Source organism: Halomonas heilongjiangensis (assembly GCF_002879645.1).
GTDB classification, from domain to species: Bacteria; Pseudomonadota; Gammaproteobacteria; order Pseudomonadales; family Halomonadaceae; genus Halomonas; species Halomonas heilongjiangensis.
Genome location: NZ_PNRE01000034.1, coordinates 1 through 15,265, shown reverse-complemented (window position 1 = coordinate 15,265; position 15,265 = coordinate 1). Strand labels below are relative to the sequence as shown.

The window sequence follows — 15,265 nt, the reverse complement described above, 5'->3', positions numbered from 1 at the left end:
GCCGTGGCCTGGCCCCGCGCAGCCTGGCGCGTCGCCGCGCGGCGATCTCGCGCTTCGCCGCGCACCTGCTGGAGGCGGGCATCCTCTCGCACAACCCGGTGGCCCTGACCCGGGCGCCGCGTCAGCCTCGCCACCTGCCGAAACCGCTGGATGCCGACCAGCTGGCACAGTTTCTCGATGCCCCCCACGACGACTCACCCCTCGGCCGGCGCGACCAGGCGATGCTGGAGTTGTTCTACTCCAGCGGCCTGCGCCTCGCCGAGCTCGCCGCCCTCGACCTCGGCGACCTGCAGCCCCGCCGCGTGCGGGTGCTCGGCAAGGGGCGCAAGCCGCGCCAGGTGCCGGTGGGCAGCCGTGCCCGCCAGGCCCTGGACGCCTGGCTCGAGGTGCGTGGCCGGCTGGCCATCGATGGCGAACCGGCGCTGTTCGTCGGCGCCCGCGGCGCCCGCCTCGGCCATCGCGCCATCCAGAAGCGCCTGAACGAGCTGGCCAGGGCCCGGGGGCTCGCCGAGCACCTCCATCCACACCGGCTGCGCCACTCCTTCGCCAGCCACCTGCTGGAATCGAGCCAGGACCTGCGCGCCGTACAGGAGCTGCTCGGCCACGCCAACCTCGCCACCACCCAGGTCTATACCCGGCTCGACTGGCAGCACCTGGCGGCCAGCTACGACGCCGCCCACCCGCGGGCGCGCCGCCGTTCCGATGACGAGGGTCGCCAGCGATGACGTCCGCCCGCCTCCAGGCCATCACCTTCGACCTCGACGACACCCTGTGGGACAACCATGGCGTGATGGAGCGTACCGAGACGGGACACTATGCCTGGCTCGATGCGGCCCTGGCCGACTGGCTGGAGCGGCGCGGCGAGGCGCCGGCAGCCCGCTTCGCCGAACGCTTCCCGCTGAGTGCCTACCAGGCCCGCCGGCTCGAGCTCGCCCGTCGGTACCCGCTGCGGCGGGGCGATTTCAGTTGGCTGCGCGAACGCGCCCTGGCGGCGCTGCTGGAGGCCTACGGCCTGCCGCGCAGCGCCGCCTGCCTGTGGGCCGCCCGGGCCATGCAGCGCTTCATGGCGCTGAGGCATGAAGTCTCTCCCCACCCCGAGGTGGAGCCGATGCTCGAGGCGCTGGGCAAACGTTATCGGCTGGCCAGCATCACCAACGGCAACGTCGATATCCGCCGCCTGGCGCTGCATCGCCACTTCCCGGTGGCCATCGCCGCCGGCGAGATGTTCGCTCCCAAGCCCGATCCGCGCCCCTTCCTGGCGGCGCTGGCCCGGCTCGACACCGTGCCGTCACGGGCGCTGCACGTGGGGGATTCCTGGCTGGAGGATGCCCTGCCGGCCCGGCGGCTGGGGATGCAGGTGGCCTGGATCGCCGCTGCCGACAGCGGCCTGCCGACGGGCATCCACCGCCTGGCCCATGTGCGGGAACTGCCGACCTTGATCGAGTGGCTGGAGAGGCGCTGACGCGCCGGCGCATCACCGCTCTCGCCCCCCGGGCGGCAGCCCCGCTACCGCCCAGCCCTCCAGGGCCCGGCCCAGGCGCAGCAGCGCGTAGACCACGAACGGCGTGGGCAGCATCAGCGCCACGCCCCAGTCGCGGTTGTTGATCAGCCACACCAGCGGCAGCACCACCGCCACGGCGGCCAGGCACCAGGCCGCCACGGCCAGTACGAGTCGGGAACGGGTCGTCACGGCAACCTCCTCAGCTGGCGATGATCTGGCGGTAGATCCCCGGCAGCGCCAGGGAGAGGTGCTCGGGTCGCTGGACGATGGCGTAGCCGCCGCGGCCGAACAGGTGCGGGATGTAGCGCCCCGCCTGGCGGTCGATGGTCACGCCGAAGACCCGCACCTCCTGGCGCCGCGCCTCGAGCACCGCCTTGCGGGTGTCCTCGATGCCGTAGCGCCCCTCGTAGTAGTCATTGTCGTTGGGCTTGCCGTCGGTGAGCAGCAGCAGCAGGCGATGGCGGTTGGGGCGCTTGGCGAGTTCGCCGGTCAGGTGACGGATGGCCGCCCCCATGCGGGTGTAGGAGCCGGGCTTGAGTGCGGCGATGCGCCGCGACACCCGCTCGCCCATGGGCTCGTCGAAACCCTTGAGGGTGTTGACCCAGACCCTGTGGCGCCGCCGGGAGGTGAAGCTGTGGATGGCATAGTCGTCGCCGCAGCCGGCCAGGCCATGGCCCAGCACCAGCAGCGCCTCCTTGGCCACGTCGAGCACCCGGCGGTCCTCCAGCCAGGCCTCGGTGGAGAGCGACACGTCCACCAGGATCGACACCGCCAGGTCGCGGGCCTGGGTGCGGCTGGCCAGGTAGAACCGATCGCTGGCCTCGCCGGTGGCGGCCAGGTCGCAGCGCGAGCGGATCACCGCGTCCATGTCCAGGTCGCTGCCATCGAGCTGTCCGCGCAGGATCTCGCGGCGCGGGCGCAGCGCCTCGAACTCGCGCCGTACCCGGCGGATGCGTCGACGCGTCACCTCGTCGGGCGTCCAGTCCTCGCCCTCCTCGCCCTGCACCTCGCTGTGCACCACGCAGTGGTCGGGCAGGTAGGCCTGCTTGCGATGGTTCCACTCGGGATAGGCATGGCGCCCCTTCAACCGGCTGCCGGCGGCCTCGTCCGGCGCCAGGTCGAGGTCGAGCCTGAGCCTCGAGGCGGCCTGCTGGCGGTTGGGGCTGAGCACGATCTCGTCGATCTGGTCGGCGGCCTGTTTCGCCGCGTCCTCCTCCTCGTCCTCCACGTGGCGGTTGAGGTTCACCATCTCGGCCCAGGAGAGCATCTTCTCGGAGGCATTGAGGAGCAGCGGATCGTCGCGGTCGGCCTGGTCCTGCTCGCGGCGGTCGGCCTTGCGCTTGCCATGGTCGTCCTCCGCCTGCGGCCTGTCGCCGGCGAGGGGGGCCTCGTCGTCGTCCGCCGTGGCCTCGCGGGCCCCGTCACGGGTCCCCAGGGTCACGGCCTGGCCCCATAGCGGCACCGGCAGCGGCGGGCGATAGCCCCGCGGCGCCCGGAAGCCGTCCAGGGGGAAGGCCGCCTCGCGGATGGCGCGCTGCATGGCCAGGGTCCAGTCTCCCTCGGGGTCGGGGGCACCCAGCTCCGCGCACAGGGCGGCTTCCAGGTCCGCCTCGCGGGGCGGCAGCCGCTTGCGCCTCGGGCGGATCGCCAGCAGCTCGCCGCACAGCCGCACGTAGCGCTCGGTGAGCCCGGGGAAGCGCACCAGTGCCGCGCGGGTGGCACGCCGCGCCTCGCGCAGCCGCGCCAGGTCGGCCTGCAGCGGGTCGGCGGCCGGCTCGACCGGCCGAGCCTCGGCCAGGAAGGCCGTGAGCCACAGGTAGAGGTCGCGGTTGAGAGACGGCTCGGGAAACAGCGCGATGCGCGGCGGCAGCAGCAGGTGTTCCTCGTCGCGGCGGGCCTGGTCGAGGTCCTCCTCGTCGAGCCCCAGGCGCTGGCGCAGGCTCAGCCGGTGGGCGGAGCCGCGCCGGGCGATGGCGGCCACCTCGACGCCCGCCTCGCCGCCGCCGGCGCGGAAGAAGACCCCCAGCATGGGGCGCAGCGACTCCAGCGTCACCGCCGCCTCGGGGTGGTCGGGATAGCTCGTCGCCCCGGAGGCCCAGCGGTGCCAGCGGCGGCCGACGAACTCCTCGACCTCGAGAAAATCGAGCATTTCAATCTCCCAAGTAGGAGGAAACTGACTCTGACGACACGGGGCTGATCCGGCGGCAGGCCTGCGCGGAGGCGCTGTAAATACATCCCTGTACGCTACCGACGCCATCCCTGGCGTAGGACCTCCGCTTCGGCCTGCCCCCGACGCCCCTCACGTGGACAATTACCGCTTATCCAGTGGCGCGGCGGCGCCTGGCTAACCGAAGGTGGCGTAAATGGCTTCCATCAGTCCCTCCTGGACGTCGGCATCGTCGGAGAGCGGCTCCACCAGGGTGGCGCGGGCGGCCTCCAGGATCGGCATGCCGGCGCTGATCAGGGTCGCGCAGTAGACCAGCAGGCGCGTGGAGACGCCCTCCTCCAGGTCCTGGCCCTTCATGGCCCGCAGGCTGGCCGCCAGGTTGACCAGCGCCGCGCACCGCTCGGCGGGCAGGCCGCTCTCGCGGGCCACGATATCGCGCTCCGTCGCCGGCGGCGGAAAATCGAAGGACAGGGCCACGAAGCGCTGCCGGGTGCTCGGCTTGAGCGACTTGAGGATGTGCTGGTAGCCGGGGTTGTAGGAGACCACCAGCATGAAGTCGTCCGGCGCCTCGAGCAGCTCGCCGGTGCGTTCCAGCGGCAGCAGGCGGCGGTCGTCGGTGAGCGGGTGCAGCACCACGGTGACGTCCTTGCGCGCCTCCACCACCTCGTCGAGGTAGCAGATGCCGCCCTCGCGCACGGCACGGGTCAGCGGGCCGTCGACCCAGCGGGTCTCGCCGCCCTGCAGCAGGTAGCGCCCGGTGAGGTCGGCGGCGGTCAGGTCGTCGTGGCAGGAGACGGTGAACAGCGGCCGCCCGAGCCTGGCCGCCATATGGCTGACGAAGCGGGTCTTGCCGCAGCCGGTCGGCCCCTTGAGCAGCAGCGGCAGGCGCTGTCGGAAGGCCTGCTCGAACATGCCGCACTCGTTGCCGACGCGCTGGTAGAAGGGCGGCTCGCGCTCGCTGGCGGAGGTGGCCACGGAGGAAAGGGGCATGGGGGCTCTCCCGGTCAGGATTCGAGGCAGGCGGCCCGTGGGGGCCGCCTCGTTCAGGTGCGCTGGGCGCCCGCGGTCAACTGGGTGCCGCCGGCCGGCACCTGCTCCCGGGCCGGGCCGAAGAAGGCGTAGATCAGCAGGACCGCCCCCACGGCCACGGCCACACCGGAGCCCAGGCGCATGATGTAGAAGAGGCCGAGCTGGCTCTGCACCTCCATGAAGTTCATGCCCAGTACCCGCTGCAGGTGGATCTGCACCACCCCGGCGAAGGTCAGGGTGAAGGTCATGAAGCACATCGCCGAGGTCATGATCCAGAAGCCCCACATGTTCATCACCTGATTGTACGGCTGCACGCGCCGCAGCTGCGGCATGGCGAAGGTGATGATACCGAGCACCAGCATCACGTAGGCGCCATAGAAGGCCAGGTGGCCGTGGGCGGCGGTGACCTGGGTGCCATGGCTGTAGTAGTTGATGAACGACAGGGTGTGCATGAAGCCCCAGACCCCGGCACCGAAGAAGGCGACGGTCGGGCAGCCCAGCGCCCAGAGCATGGCGGCCTTGTTGGGGTGGTTCCGGCTGCCCTTCCAGAACATGTAGAAGGCGAACACCACCATGGCGAAGAAGGGAATCACCTCCAGGGTGGAGAAGATGCTGCCGATGGGCTGCCAGTAGCTCGGCGCCCCGATCCAGTAGTAGTGGTGCCCGGTGCCGAGCAGCCCCGAGAACAGCGACAGGCCGACGATGACGTAGAGCCACTTCTCGATCACCTCGCGGTCGACCCCGGTCATCTTGATCAGCAGGTAGCCGAGCAGCGAGGCCATGATCAGTTCCCACACGCCCTCGACCCAGAGGTGCACGACCCACCACCAGTAGAGCTTGTCCACCGCCAGGTTGGAGGGGTTGTAGAAGGCGAACAGCCAGAACACCGCGGCCAGCCACAGCCCCAGCATCAGCACCAGGTTGATGGCGGTCTTGCGGCCCTTGGCCAGGGTCATGCTGGTGTTGAACAGGAACATCAGGAAGGAGATGGTGATCAGCACCTTGACCCAGAACGGCTGCTCGAGGAACTCGCGACCCTCATGGATCCCGAACTGGTAGCCGACCAGGGCGGCGGCACCGGCGAAGGCGAAGATCGCCAGTTGCACATAGGCCAGGCCGGGGCTGTGGATCTCCTGCTCGGCCTCTTCCGGCATCAGGTAGTAGGTGCTGCCCATGAAGCCGATCAGCAACCAGACGATCAGCAGGTTGGTGTGGCTGACGCGCATGACGTTGAAGGGCATCAGTTCGGCCATGAAATTCGGCGCGACATAGACGGAGGCGGCCAGCAGGCCGAAGACGACCTGCAACGCGAACAGCGCCATGGCGACCATGAAGAATGGCAGGGCCACCTTCTGGGTTTCGTATTTCATCGGTATGTTTCTCCTTGGTTCATCCACCCGGACTCACGGTCATCCACGGCTCAGCCGGCGGGATGCGGCGGCCAGTCCTGGTCATCGATACCATCGGTCCACTCCAGGAAGTCGATCAGCGACTGCATCTCCTCCTCGCTGAAGTCGTAGGCGGGCATCTGGCGGCGCCCCTGGACGCCCAGCGGCTGGGCACGGATCCAGCCGGCGAGGCCCGCACGGGCCGCCTCGGGGTTCTCGTGGCCGCCGTAGCGCTCCCAGACGTTGCCCAGCTCCGGCGCGAAGTAGGCGCCCTCGCCCATGATGCTGTGGCAGTTGATGCACATGTTCTTTTCCCACACTTCCTTGCCGTGCTTGACGGACTCGGTGAGCCCCGCACTGTCGGTGGATGTGTTGACCATGTACCAGTGGCTGTGGGCCGTCAGTGCGGCGAACAGCAGAAAGAAGAACAGCGAGCCCCCGTAGAAGATGTTGCGGGCTGCTGCCTTGGTGAGGCCTTCGGTCATGGGCCTTGTCCCCCTTGCTGGTGTGATGTTCCCTCGGGACCGGATAGCCTCGGCTGCCTGTCCCCCCTCCCCTAAAAACATGCATATCACATACATATTAAAGGATAGCAGCTCGGACCGGCCCCTGACTTTGACACCGGTCAAGTTGCGATGGACAGAATGTCGCAGCAGGATTCGACGACCGCAGAAAACCGCGACGGACAGCCGCCGGCGACGATGCGCCGGCGGCACGACATCACTCCTTGTCGGTGATGTCCTCGATCCAGGTCAGGGCGGCGACACCGGCGGGGAGCCCGATGGTGGGGATGGCCAGCATGGCCACCTGCTTGAGCGCCTCGGGCTCGACGCCTTCGCGCAGGGCACGACGCATGTGGGAGTGCACCGCCCCTTCGGACCCGGCACCCACCGACAGCGCCAGCTTGACCAGCCGACGGGTGCGCGCATCGAGCGGCCCGCTCTCGGAGCAGGCCTTGCCGAGCCGGGAAAACGCCTCCCACACCTCGGGATACTGGGTCGCCACCTTGCCGGCGCCGGAGGGAAGATCCTGTGGACTCATGGTCGGGCTCCTCGTCATGGTAGGGCTATAAAGAGACGTGATGACAGCCGTCGTGAAGTGAAGGCTCGCCGCCTCAGTATAGGAGACAGGCAGGGGCCTAGGAGCCTGTCGGATTTGACCGATCGTCGCGAGGAACACGGATTTCGAGACAAGTTTATCGATCTGATGAGGCGAATAGCGCGCTATTTAACGAATCAGATCGAATGAAATTGGCCGAAAGCCCGGGTTTCGTAGCAGATCAGCGTTAAGTCCGACAGGCTCCTAGAGGCCGGCCAGCCAGGAGAGCGGGCTGTGGCGGATCGCGGCCCCCAGCATGTAGAGGAAGGCGGCCACCGCGGCCAGCGCCGCCGCGCCGCGCATCGCCGGCGTGCGGCCACGCTTGATCGCCACCGTGCCCAGGCCGATGTAGGCCAGCAGGGCGAGCAGCTTGGCGGCCAGCCAGGGATGCTGCTGCGGCCACAGCGAGAGCATCACCATCAGGGTGACGCCCAGTGCCAGCAGGGCGGTGTCGACCAGATGCGGCACCACCTTCACCCACCGCTGCTGGAGGTGCGGCGCCTGGCGCACCGACCACCAGGCCCTCAGCATGAAGAAGAGGATGCTCAGGGTAGCGGCGGTGACATGCAGGTGCTTGATCAGGACATAGTGTTCCAGCAACTTCCTCTCCTTTGTTTCGGGCTTCGGGCTTCGGGCTTCGGGCAGAGTCGTGGCTCGAAGCCCGTGGCTCGTCGCCCGCAGCTGGCGCGGGGCGCCGGCTAGCCGTCCTTGCCATCCAGACGAGGCATGAACAGGGGGACAGTGTAGTGGAACAGGAAGATCAGGTAGGCGAGACACCAGAAGAGGATGCCCAGGTTGTAGGTCCAGTGGGTGATCTGGGGAAACAGCGCCAGCACCGGGGCACGCAGCAGCGCCGCGGCGAGCATCAGCCCCAACGCCACCCCGATGCCCGGCAGGGTACGGATGGGGCGCGCGGTATGGCCCAGCGAGACCCGCGACATCATCGCCAGCATCATGGTGCCCATGCCGCCGATGGTCAGGGCGTGCACCGCCAGCTCGGCCCGGAAGACGCCCAGCGCCGCCAGGGCCCACATGGCCAGGCCCACGGGGATGAAGGCGTAGCTGCCGTGCAGGCCCCAGAGCAGCGGCTCGCGCCAGCTGGCGAGGCCGCCCCAGCGGCCCAGGCGCACGGCGTTGGCCAGGGCCGCCAGGCCCATCAGCGCCGCCAACAAGGCACCGGGTAGCGACACGCCGAGCATCACCAGCAGTTGGGCCGCCACCACGGCCAGGGTGCTGCCCAGGGCCAGGGCCTCGAGGGCAGGGATCGGCGCCGGCTTCGCGCGCCCCAGGCGGTTGGCGGTGAACATGGCGATCACCCGGCCGCCCACCACCACCATCAGCAGGGTGACCAGCAGCACCGCCAGGTAGGCGGCCTGGCGGATCAGCTCGGCGTCGCCGTTCATCACCCCCAGGTGCATCGCCAGGTTGGCGAGGGTCAGCAGCGCGAGCGCCGGCAGGAAGATCAGGTTGCGCCAGCGCCGCGCGGCGATCACCAACCGGGCCATGACCCCCGCCACCAGCGGCAGGAAGGCCAGGTCGACCAGCATCGGCAGCCAGGCCGGTAGCCCCATGGGAACGGCCATCAGCAGCCGCCCCGCCAGCCAGACACCGACCAGCGCCAGCAGCGGGCCGCCCCGAAGGCTCGGCAGGCCGGTCCAATTCTGTACCGCGGTGAGCAGAAAGCCCGCCACCACGGCGGCGGCGAAGCCGAATAGCATCTCGTGCTGGTGCCAGAACATCAGCCCGCCATGGGGGCGCAGCAGGATGTCGCCGTGCCAGAAGGCCAGCCAGACCACCATGGAGACCACGCTGAACAGCGCCGCCAGCAGGAAGAAGGGCCGGAAGGCCAGGCGGGCCACCGGCAGGCGCGTCAGCATGGAGGAACTCGCGGAGAGAGAGGATGGCTGCATGGCACAATACCCGACCGAAACGCTTGGATATGCCCATTCTGCGTCAGCCACCTCCTGGAAACCATGACCGGTATCAAGAATGCCTCTTATCGACGCCCCCGGCGTCAGTGACACATCCCCACGCTGATAACGCCGACCGCGACGAGTTGTCGCACCCCGCGGAAGTGATATCCGACCGGCCCGGCGATAAGATGTATTTTTAAAGCATCTTACAAGACCCCCGAGGAGCCCCATGCTGACCCAGGACCAGGAACGCCTGATCGCCGCCACCGCCCCCGTGGTGGCCGACCACCTCGACGCCATCACCCGGCGCTTCTATCCGTTGATGTTCGACCGCTACCCCGAGGTCAAGCCGCTGTTCAACGACGCCCACCAGCAGAGCGGTGGTCAGCCCCGTGCCCTGGCCGGAGCGGTGCTGGCCTATGTGCAACTGCGCGCGGACCCGCAGAAGGCCCGCGACACCCTGGCCACGGTGGTCAGCAAGCATGTCTCCCTGGACATCCGGCCCGAGCAGTACCCCATCGTCGGCGAGTGCCTGATGGCCGCCATCGGCGAGGTGCTGGGCGAGGCGGTGACCGCGGAGATCGCCGCGGCCTGGAGCGCGCTCTACGAGGAGCTCGCCGGCCTGCTGATCGAGCTGGAGGATCATCGTTACCTGGAATTCGCGCAGCGTCCCGGCGGCTGGCGGGGCACCCGCGAATTCCGCATCGTCGCGACCCGCCAGGAGAGCGCGGTGATCCGCTCCTTCGTGCTGGCACCCGTGGACGGCGGCAGCGTGGCGGACCACGTCCCCGGTCAGTTCATCGGCGTGCGGCTCACCCTCGACGGCGTGCCGGTCTACCGCCACTACAGCCTCTCCGACGTGCCCAACGGCACCACCTATCGCCTCTCCATCAAGCGCGAGCCGGACGGCCGGGCGAGCCGCCACTTCCACGACGTCCTGCAGGTGGGCGACACCCTGGAGCTGCTGCCGCCCGCCGGCGGCCTGACCCTGGCGGAGGGTGACGAACCGCTGCTGCTGGCCAGCGGCGGGGTCGGCCAGACCCCCATGCTGCCCCTGGCGCGCCACGCCCTCTCCCGGGGGCGCCGGGTGGTCTACCTGCACGCCGCCCTGGACGCCGAGCACCACGCCTTCGCCGACGAGGTCGCGGCCCTGGCGGCGGAGCACCCCGGACGGCTACAGACGGTGACGGTGCACGAGCGCGGCGATGGCGCCGAGCACAGCGGCCGGGTCGACCGCGAGCTGCTGGGCCGTGTCCTGCCCGAGGGGGCGCGCTGCTACTTCGTCGGCCCCCAGGGCTTTATGAGTGCCGTGGACCGCGCCCTGGCCGACCTCGGCGTGCCGGCCGAGCGCCGCCACTACGAGCACTTCGGCCCCTCACGCCCCCTCGACGCGGCCTGATCACCTTCCGGGGAAAACGCACGGGGCCCGGACGCCATGCGTCCGGGCCCCGTGCTCGACGGCTCCGGGTGAGCACATGGCTCACTGGAACCCGACCACCTCGCCGGCCCGGTCGAAGGCCAGGAACTGATCGATGCTGCCCGTCTTCAGCGACTCCACCATGCGCTGCAGGTGCCGCTCGGCGAGCGCCGGCCCGCCCTGGTCGGCCATGGCCGCCACGAAGACGATATCCCACTCGACGCCGGTCGCTTCCGACTCCGCCACCAGTGCCGCCATGTCGCTGAGCTCGTCGGGGGTCTTGTCGACGCAGAGCATCGGCGTCAGCACCCCGCCCTCGCCCTGCTCGAAGCGGCGACGCTGCTCCTCGCTGGGGTGATCCGGCAGTTCGGCGCGGGTACAGACGAACAGCAGGCGCTGCGGTTCGGGCTGACGCCGCGCCTCCTCAAGCAGGTCGGCAAAGCGGGAAATGGCCACGGGGCCTCCTTCGGCATGATGGCGATGGTAGCACTGCAGCGTAACGGCCCGCCCCCCTTCGCGGGAAGGGAAAAGTCGGGAAGGGGCGGCCGGCAGGCGCCGGCGATCAACGCTGCGGCGGTCGCGTCCATCCCCGGTCGTCGAGCAGCACATAGAGCGCCGGGATCACCAGCAGCACCAGCACGGTGGAGCCGAGCAGGCCGAACACCACCGAGATCACCAGCGGCTTGATGGCGACCGCCTGGGTGCTGGTCTCCGCCAGCAGCGGCAGCAGGCCAACGATGGTGGTGGTCGACGAGATCAGGATGGCGCGCAGCCGGTCGCGGCTGGCCCGGCCGGCGGCGGCCACCGCCGAGAGCCCCGCCTCGCGGTGCCCCTTGATGAAGTGGATCAGCAGGATGGCGTTGTTGACCACGATGCCGGCCAGCGACACGGCGCCGACCAGCGAGGGCATCGACAGGTAGTAGCCCATGGCCACGTGGCCCCAGATGGCACCGAGGAAGGCCAGCGGAATCGCGACCATCACGATCAGCGGCTCGACGTAGCTGCGGAACTGGAAGGAGAGCACCACGAAGATGCCGACCAGTCCGATCAGCAGGCCGCGGCGGATGGAAGCGCCGGTCTTTGCGGCGCGGGCCACCTGTCCCTCGAAGCTCACCTCGACGGCGGGGTGGCGATCGCGGAAGGCCGCCAGCCAGCCGCTCCGCAGGTCGTCGACGATGGCCTGGCCGCTGGCGAGGCGCGCCTCCACGTTGGCCTCCACGGTCACCGTGCGCCGCCCATCGATGCGGGTGATGCGCGCCCAGTCACGCCGCTCGGCCAGGGTCGCCACCACCTCCAGGGGCACGCGGCGGCCGTCGGGCAGGACGATGGTCTGGTCGAGCAGGTCGTCGAGGCTGTCGCGGTCACCCCCGGCCTGGCGCACCAGGATCTCGACGTCCCGGTCGCCGATGCGCTGGGTATCGGCGATCTCGCCGAGCAGCGCCGCGCGCAGCTGGGAGGCGACCTCCTCGGCGGTCAACCCCAGGCCATGGGCCCCCTCGGCCAGGGCGAAGGCGCGCTGCGGCTTGCCGGGACGCAGGTCGTCGATGACGTTGTAGACCGCGGCGTAGCCCTCCAGGTGCGCGGCCAGCTCCCGCGCCGCGGCCTTGAGGGCGTCCAGGTCCTCGCCCTGCAGGCGCACCTCCACCGGCACGCCGGCGGGCCCGATGCCCGGCTCCTGGATGATCAGGCTCTGCAGGCCGGTGATCTCGCCGAGCTCCTCGCGCCAGGCCGCGGTCAGCTCGCCCAGGGTGATCCGACGACGCTCGGCGGTGAGCAGGTCGACCATCACCGTGGCCACGTGGGCCCCCGATTCCCGGGCACTGGGGTTGTGGTTGAAGCGCACCTGGATCGCCTCGACCAGCGGCGCGCCGCCGGGCTGGTCGGGGGTGAGGCGTGCGTCGAGGCGCCGCATCGCCGCCTCGACCCGCTCGGCCACCGCCTCGGTGCGGTGGAGCGGCGTGCCCTGGGGCATCAGGATTCGCGCCTCGAGCACGTCGCCGTCGATATCGGGCATCGCCTCGCTGCCGATATGGCCGCCGACCAGGAAACCGACCGAGCCCAGCAGCACCGCCAGGACGCCACCCAATACCGCATGGCGAAAGCGGATCGCGGCGTCGGCGGCACGCCCGACCCGCTCGCGGAACCCCGCGAAGCCGCGCTCGAAGGCCGCCCGCAGGCGCGAGTCGCGCCCCTCTTGCAGCCTTTCCACGCTGCCCTTGAGATGGTGGGGCAGGATCCAGAAGGCCTCGACCAGGCTGGCCGCCAGGGCGGCGATCAGCACCACCGGCAGCACCTCGAGCACCGCCCCCAGTTCGCCGGCGAGGAACGAAAGGGGCGCGAACACCGCCACCGTGGTGAGAAACGACGACAGCACCCCGGGCAGCACCTGGCGGGTCCCCGCCACCACCGCCTCGAGCGGCGGGGCGCCCTCCCGGGCATGGGCGGCGACGCCGTCGGTGATGACGATGGCATCGTCCATGACGATGCCGATGGCCATCAGCAGCGCCACCAGGGTGATCATGTTGAGCGACAGGCCGCTCAGCGCCATCACCAGGAAGGCGCCCATGAAGGCGGCCGGCAGCCCCAGCACCGCCCACAGCGCCAGCCGCGGCCGGAAGAACAGGCTCATCACCAGCACCACCAGCGCCAGCCCCAGCAGGCCGTTGCTCACCAGCATCCGCAGCCGATCGCGCACGATGCCGGTCATGTCCTGGGTCACGCTCAGCGCAACCCGCCCGTCCAGCCGCCGCCGCTCCGCCTCGAGCAGCGCCTCGAGGGCGTCCTTCACGTCCAGGGCGTCGTCGCGCAGCGACTTGTTCACCTCGAGCACCAGGGCCGGTTCGCCGTCGAAGCGGATCTGCTCCTCGGGGCGCTCACCGACCTCCCGGAGCGTGGCGATCTCGCCCAGGGTCAGCTCGCCGCCCGCCGCGTCGGAGACCACCACCAGGCGCTCCAGCTCGCGCAGCGAGCGGCGCTGGTCGGTGAAGCGCAGCAGGATGTCGCGGTCGCGGGTCTCCAGGGTGCCCAGCGGCATGTCGAGGCTCTGGCGCCGGATCCTGGCGCCCAGCTCCCGGGCCGAGAGGCCGTGCTGGCCGAGCACCTCGCGCGGCACCTCGACCTGCCACTGGCGCTGCGACATGCCCTGGACGGTGACGTCCGCCACCCCGGGCAGGCGCATCAGCCGCTCCTCCAGGACCCGGGCGTAGTCCTCGAGCTGGTTGCGGGGCATGTCGCCGGAGACCGCCACCGCCGCCACCGGGTCGCTGCGATGCAGCTCGCGCACCACCGGGCGCTCGGCCCGGGCCGGCAGGTCGGTGATGGCGCCGACCTCGGTGTCGATCTCGCTGAGGAAGCGGATCGCGTCGCCGCCGGCTTCCAAGGTCGCCGTGGCGCTGGCCAGGTTGTCCTGGGCCACGCAGGCGAACTCGTCGAGAAATTCCACGCCCTTGAGCGCATCGAAGAGCCGCCGGCAGACGGCGTCCTCGACGTCGGCGGCGCTGGCGCCGCGGTAGACCACCTCGATGCGCGCCTCGACGGGCCGATAGTCGGGAAAGGTCTCGCGCTTGAGGCCGGGCGCCGCGAACAGCCCGGCGGCGACCAGCAGGAGCAGCAGCAGGTTGGCCGCGGTGGGATGCCCGGCGAACCAGCGGATCACGGCCGCTCTCCCGCCGCCAGCACCCGCAGCCGCCGCTCCAGGGCCTCGTCGCGCCGGGGGGCCAGCGCCATGCCGTTGATCGCCGGCTGCAGGTCGTCGACGATCACCCGCTCGCCGGGGGCGAGCCCGGCGGCGATCACCGCCAGGTCGTGCTGCTCGAAGGCGACCTCGACCGGGCGGCGCTCGAGCCGGTCGTCCTGGTCGGCCAGGTAGAGCTCGCCCTGGTGCACCGCCGCGGCCGGCACCACCAGCCGGGGCACCGTGTCGGCGGTGGACAGCGTCACCCGGGTGTACATGTCGCGCAGCAGCGGAGGCCGGTCCGGCGGCCGCGCCTCGCGATAGGGGTGGTCGACCCGCACCACCACCCGCACGGTGCGGGTGGCCGGGTCGAGGCCGCTGGCCACCCGCACCACGCGCCCCACCCAGCCCACGTCCGCGGCCCCGACCAGTGCCACCTCGGCACGGATCCCGGAGAGGTCGAGCCGCGCGGCGCGGTCCAGGACGTCCTCGGGCAGCTCCGCGGGGGTCACGCCGCCCAGCAGCCGCCGCATCATGGCGAAGGGCACATGGGCCTCGACCTCGGCGGCCGCCAGGCTGTCGGCCTGGAACAGCCGCTGGCCAACCCCCACGAACTGGTGCAGCTCCACCTCCACCTCGCCCAGGCGCAGGTCGTAGGGCGCCGTGAAGCGGGTGTCCTCGAGGTCGCGGCGGGCCTGGGCCAGCCGCGTGCCGGCCCGCTCGATCCGGGCCTCGAGGACCTGGCGGCGGGCGGGCAGCAGCGCCAGGGCGTTCTCCAGCGAGGCCACCGCCTGGCGCTGACTCAGCGTGCTGCGGCGCTGCTCGTCGAGCCGGGAGCGCGACACGGCATCGCCGGCCGCCAGCCGCTCGATGCGTGCCAGCTCCTGGTCGGCCAGGGCGAGGCGCTGGCGTTCGAGCGCCAGCAGGCGGCCGGTGTTCTCCTCCTCGGTGTCGAGCAGGGCCCGCTCGGCGACCAGGCTCGCCAGCTCGGCCTCGGCCTCGGCGATGGCCAGCGCGTAGCGGGAAGGATCCAGCGCCAGCAACAGGGTGCCCTCGCGCAGCAGGGCGCCGCCCTCCAG

General features: G+C 70.6%; 14 protein-coding genes. 3 read left to right on the top strand and 11 right to left on the bottom strand.

Going from position 1 to position 15,265, the window contains the following annotated elements; translation table 11 throughout:
• On the top strand, nucleotides 1-725 hold a 725-nt coding region (locus C1H66_RS07490; protein WP_102627279.1), incomplete at its 5' end, for a tyrosine recombinase XerC.
• Nucleotides 722-1,462 carry an HAD family hydrolase gene (locus C1H66_RS07485; RefSeq protein ID WP_102627278.1) on the top strand — a complete coding sequence of 247 codons (741 nt, stop codon included), beginning with the start codon at nucleotides 722-724 and terminating at the stop codon, nucleotides 1,460-1,462. The genes C1H66_RS07490 and C1H66_RS07485, both read left to right, overlap by 4 nt.
• 12 nt (nucleotides 1,463-1,474) lie before the next feature.
• Here C1H66_RS07485 and C1H66_RS07480 read toward each other — a convergent pair whose 3' ends face one another.
• The 8 genes from C1H66_RS07480 to C1H66_RS07445 form a co-directional block, all read right to left on the bottom strand.
• Nucleotides 1,475-1,690 (bottom strand): hypothetical protein, encoded by a 216-nt coding sequence (locus C1H66_RS07480; protein ID WP_102627277.1) that lies wholly within the window; start codon nucleotides 1,688-1,690, stop codon nucleotides 1,475-1,477.
• Between the two features lie 10 nt (nucleotides 1,691-1,700).
• Nucleotides 1,701-3,650, bottom strand: a complete 1,950-nt coding sequence (locus tag C1H66_RS23395; RefSeq protein WP_102627276.1) for a nitric oxide reductase activation protein NorD — start codon at nucleotides 3,648-3,650, stop codon at nucleotides 1,701-1,703.
• 195 nt (nucleotides 3,651-3,845) lie between these two features.
• On the bottom strand, nucleotides 3,846-4,658 hold the full coding sequence (locus C1H66_RS07470; RefSeq protein WP_102627275.1) for a CbbQ/NirQ/NorQ/GpvN family protein: 813 nt from the start codon (nucleotides 4,656-4,658) through the stop codon (nucleotides 3,846-3,848).
• A gap of 53 nt (nucleotides 4,659-4,711) precedes the next feature.
• Nucleotides 4,712-6,067, bottom strand: coding sequence for a cbb3-type cytochrome c oxidase subunit I (locus C1H66_RS07465; RefSeq protein WP_102627274.1), 1,356 nt, complete (start codon nucleotides 6,065-6,067; stop codon nucleotides 4,712-4,714).
• Nucleotides 6,068-6,117: 50 nt separating this feature from the next.
• On the bottom strand, nucleotides 6,118-6,570 hold the full coding sequence (locus C1H66_RS07460; protein WP_102627273.1) for a c-type cytochrome: 453 nt from the start codon (nucleotides 6,568-6,570) through the stop codon (nucleotides 6,118-6,120).
• Nucleotides 6,571-6,805: 235 nt separating this feature from the next.
• On the bottom strand, nucleotides 6,806-7,126 hold the full coding sequence (locus C1H66_RS07455) for a carboxymuconolactone decarboxylase family protein (protein WP_102627272.1): 321 nt from the start codon (nucleotides 7,124-7,126) through the stop codon (nucleotides 6,806-6,808).
• 261 nt (nucleotides 7,127-7,387) lie between these two features.
• A complete protein-coding gene (locus C1H66_RS07450) occupies nucleotides 7,388-7,780 on the bottom strand; it encodes a SirB2 family protein (RefSeq protein ID WP_102627280.1) in 393 nt (130 codons plus the stop codon).
• 101 nt (nucleotides 7,781-7,881) lie between these two features.
• Nucleotides 7,882-9,060 (bottom strand): NnrS family protein, encoded by a 1,179-nt coding sequence (locus C1H66_RS07445; RefSeq protein ID WP_240618242.1) that lies wholly within the window; start codon nucleotides 9,058-9,060, stop codon nucleotides 7,882-7,884.
• Between the two features lie 265 nt (nucleotides 9,061-9,325).
• Here C1H66_RS07445 and C1H66_RS07440 point away from each other — a divergent pair, with 265 nt between their 5' ends.
• Nucleotides 9,326-10,495 (top strand): globin domain-containing protein, encoded by a 1,170-nt coding sequence (locus tag C1H66_RS07440; protein ID WP_102627270.1) that lies wholly within the window; start codon nucleotides 9,326-9,328, stop codon nucleotides 10,493-10,495.
• Nucleotides 10,496-10,576: 81 nt separating this feature from the next.
• Here C1H66_RS07440 and C1H66_RS07435 read toward each other — a convergent pair whose 3' ends face one another.
• The 3 genes from C1H66_RS07435 to C1H66_RS07425 all read right to left on the bottom strand — a co-directional run.
• Entirely contained in the window at nucleotides 10,577-10,969 is a 393-nt protein-coding gene (locus C1H66_RS07435) for a ribonucleotide reductase subunit alpha (protein ID WP_102627269.1), read from the bottom strand.
• A gap of 106 nt (nucleotides 10,970-11,075) precedes the next feature.
• Nucleotides 11,076-14,168: an efflux RND transporter permease subunit gene (locus C1H66_RS07430; protein WP_102627268.1), complete on the bottom strand. Its 3,093-nt coding sequence runs from the start codon at nucleotides 14,166-14,168 to the stop codon at nucleotides 11,076-11,078.
• The coding region (locus C1H66_RS07425) for an efflux RND transporter periplasmic adaptor subunit (RefSeq protein WP_102627267.1) at nucleotides 14,165-15,265 on the bottom strand (1,101 nt) is incomplete at its 5' end. The genes C1H66_RS07425 and C1H66_RS07430, both read right to left, overlap by 4 nt.

Excerpts from the sequence above, each read along its gene's own strand:
- C1H66_RS23395 (WP_102627276.1), bottom strand. The coding sequence starts at position 3,650 with ATGCTCGATTTTCTCGAGGTCGAGGAGTTCGTCGGCCGCCGCTGGCAC.
- C1H66_RS07470 (WP_102627275.1), bottom strand. The coding sequence starts at position 4,658 with ATGCCCCTTTCCTCCGTGGCCACCTCCGCCAGCGAGCGCGAGCCGCCC.
- C1H66_RS07440 (WP_102627270.1), top strand. The coding sequence starts at position 9,326 with ATGCTGACCCAGGACCAGGAACGCCTGATCGCCGCCACCGCCCCCGTG.
- C1H66_RS07485 (WP_102627278.1), top strand. The coding sequence starts at position 722 with ATGACGTCCGCCCGCCTCCAGGCCATCACCTTCGACCTCGACGACACC.
- C1H66_RS07460 (WP_102627273.1), bottom strand. The coding sequence starts at position 6,570 with ATGACCGAAGGCCTCACCAAGGCAGCAGCCCGCAACATCTTCTACGGG.
- C1H66_RS07445 (WP_240618242.1), bottom strand. The coding sequence starts at position 9,060 with ATGCTGACGCGCCTGCCGGTGGCCCGCCTGGCCTTCCGGCCCTTCTTC.
- C1H66_RS07455 (WP_102627272.1), bottom strand. The coding sequence starts at position 7,126 with ATGAGTCCACAGGATCTTCCCTCCGGCGCCGGCAAGGTGGCGACCCAG.
- C1H66_RS07465 (WP_102627274.1), bottom strand. The coding sequence starts at position 6,067 with ATGAAATACGAAACCCAGAAGGTGGCCCTGCCATTCTTCATGGTCGCC.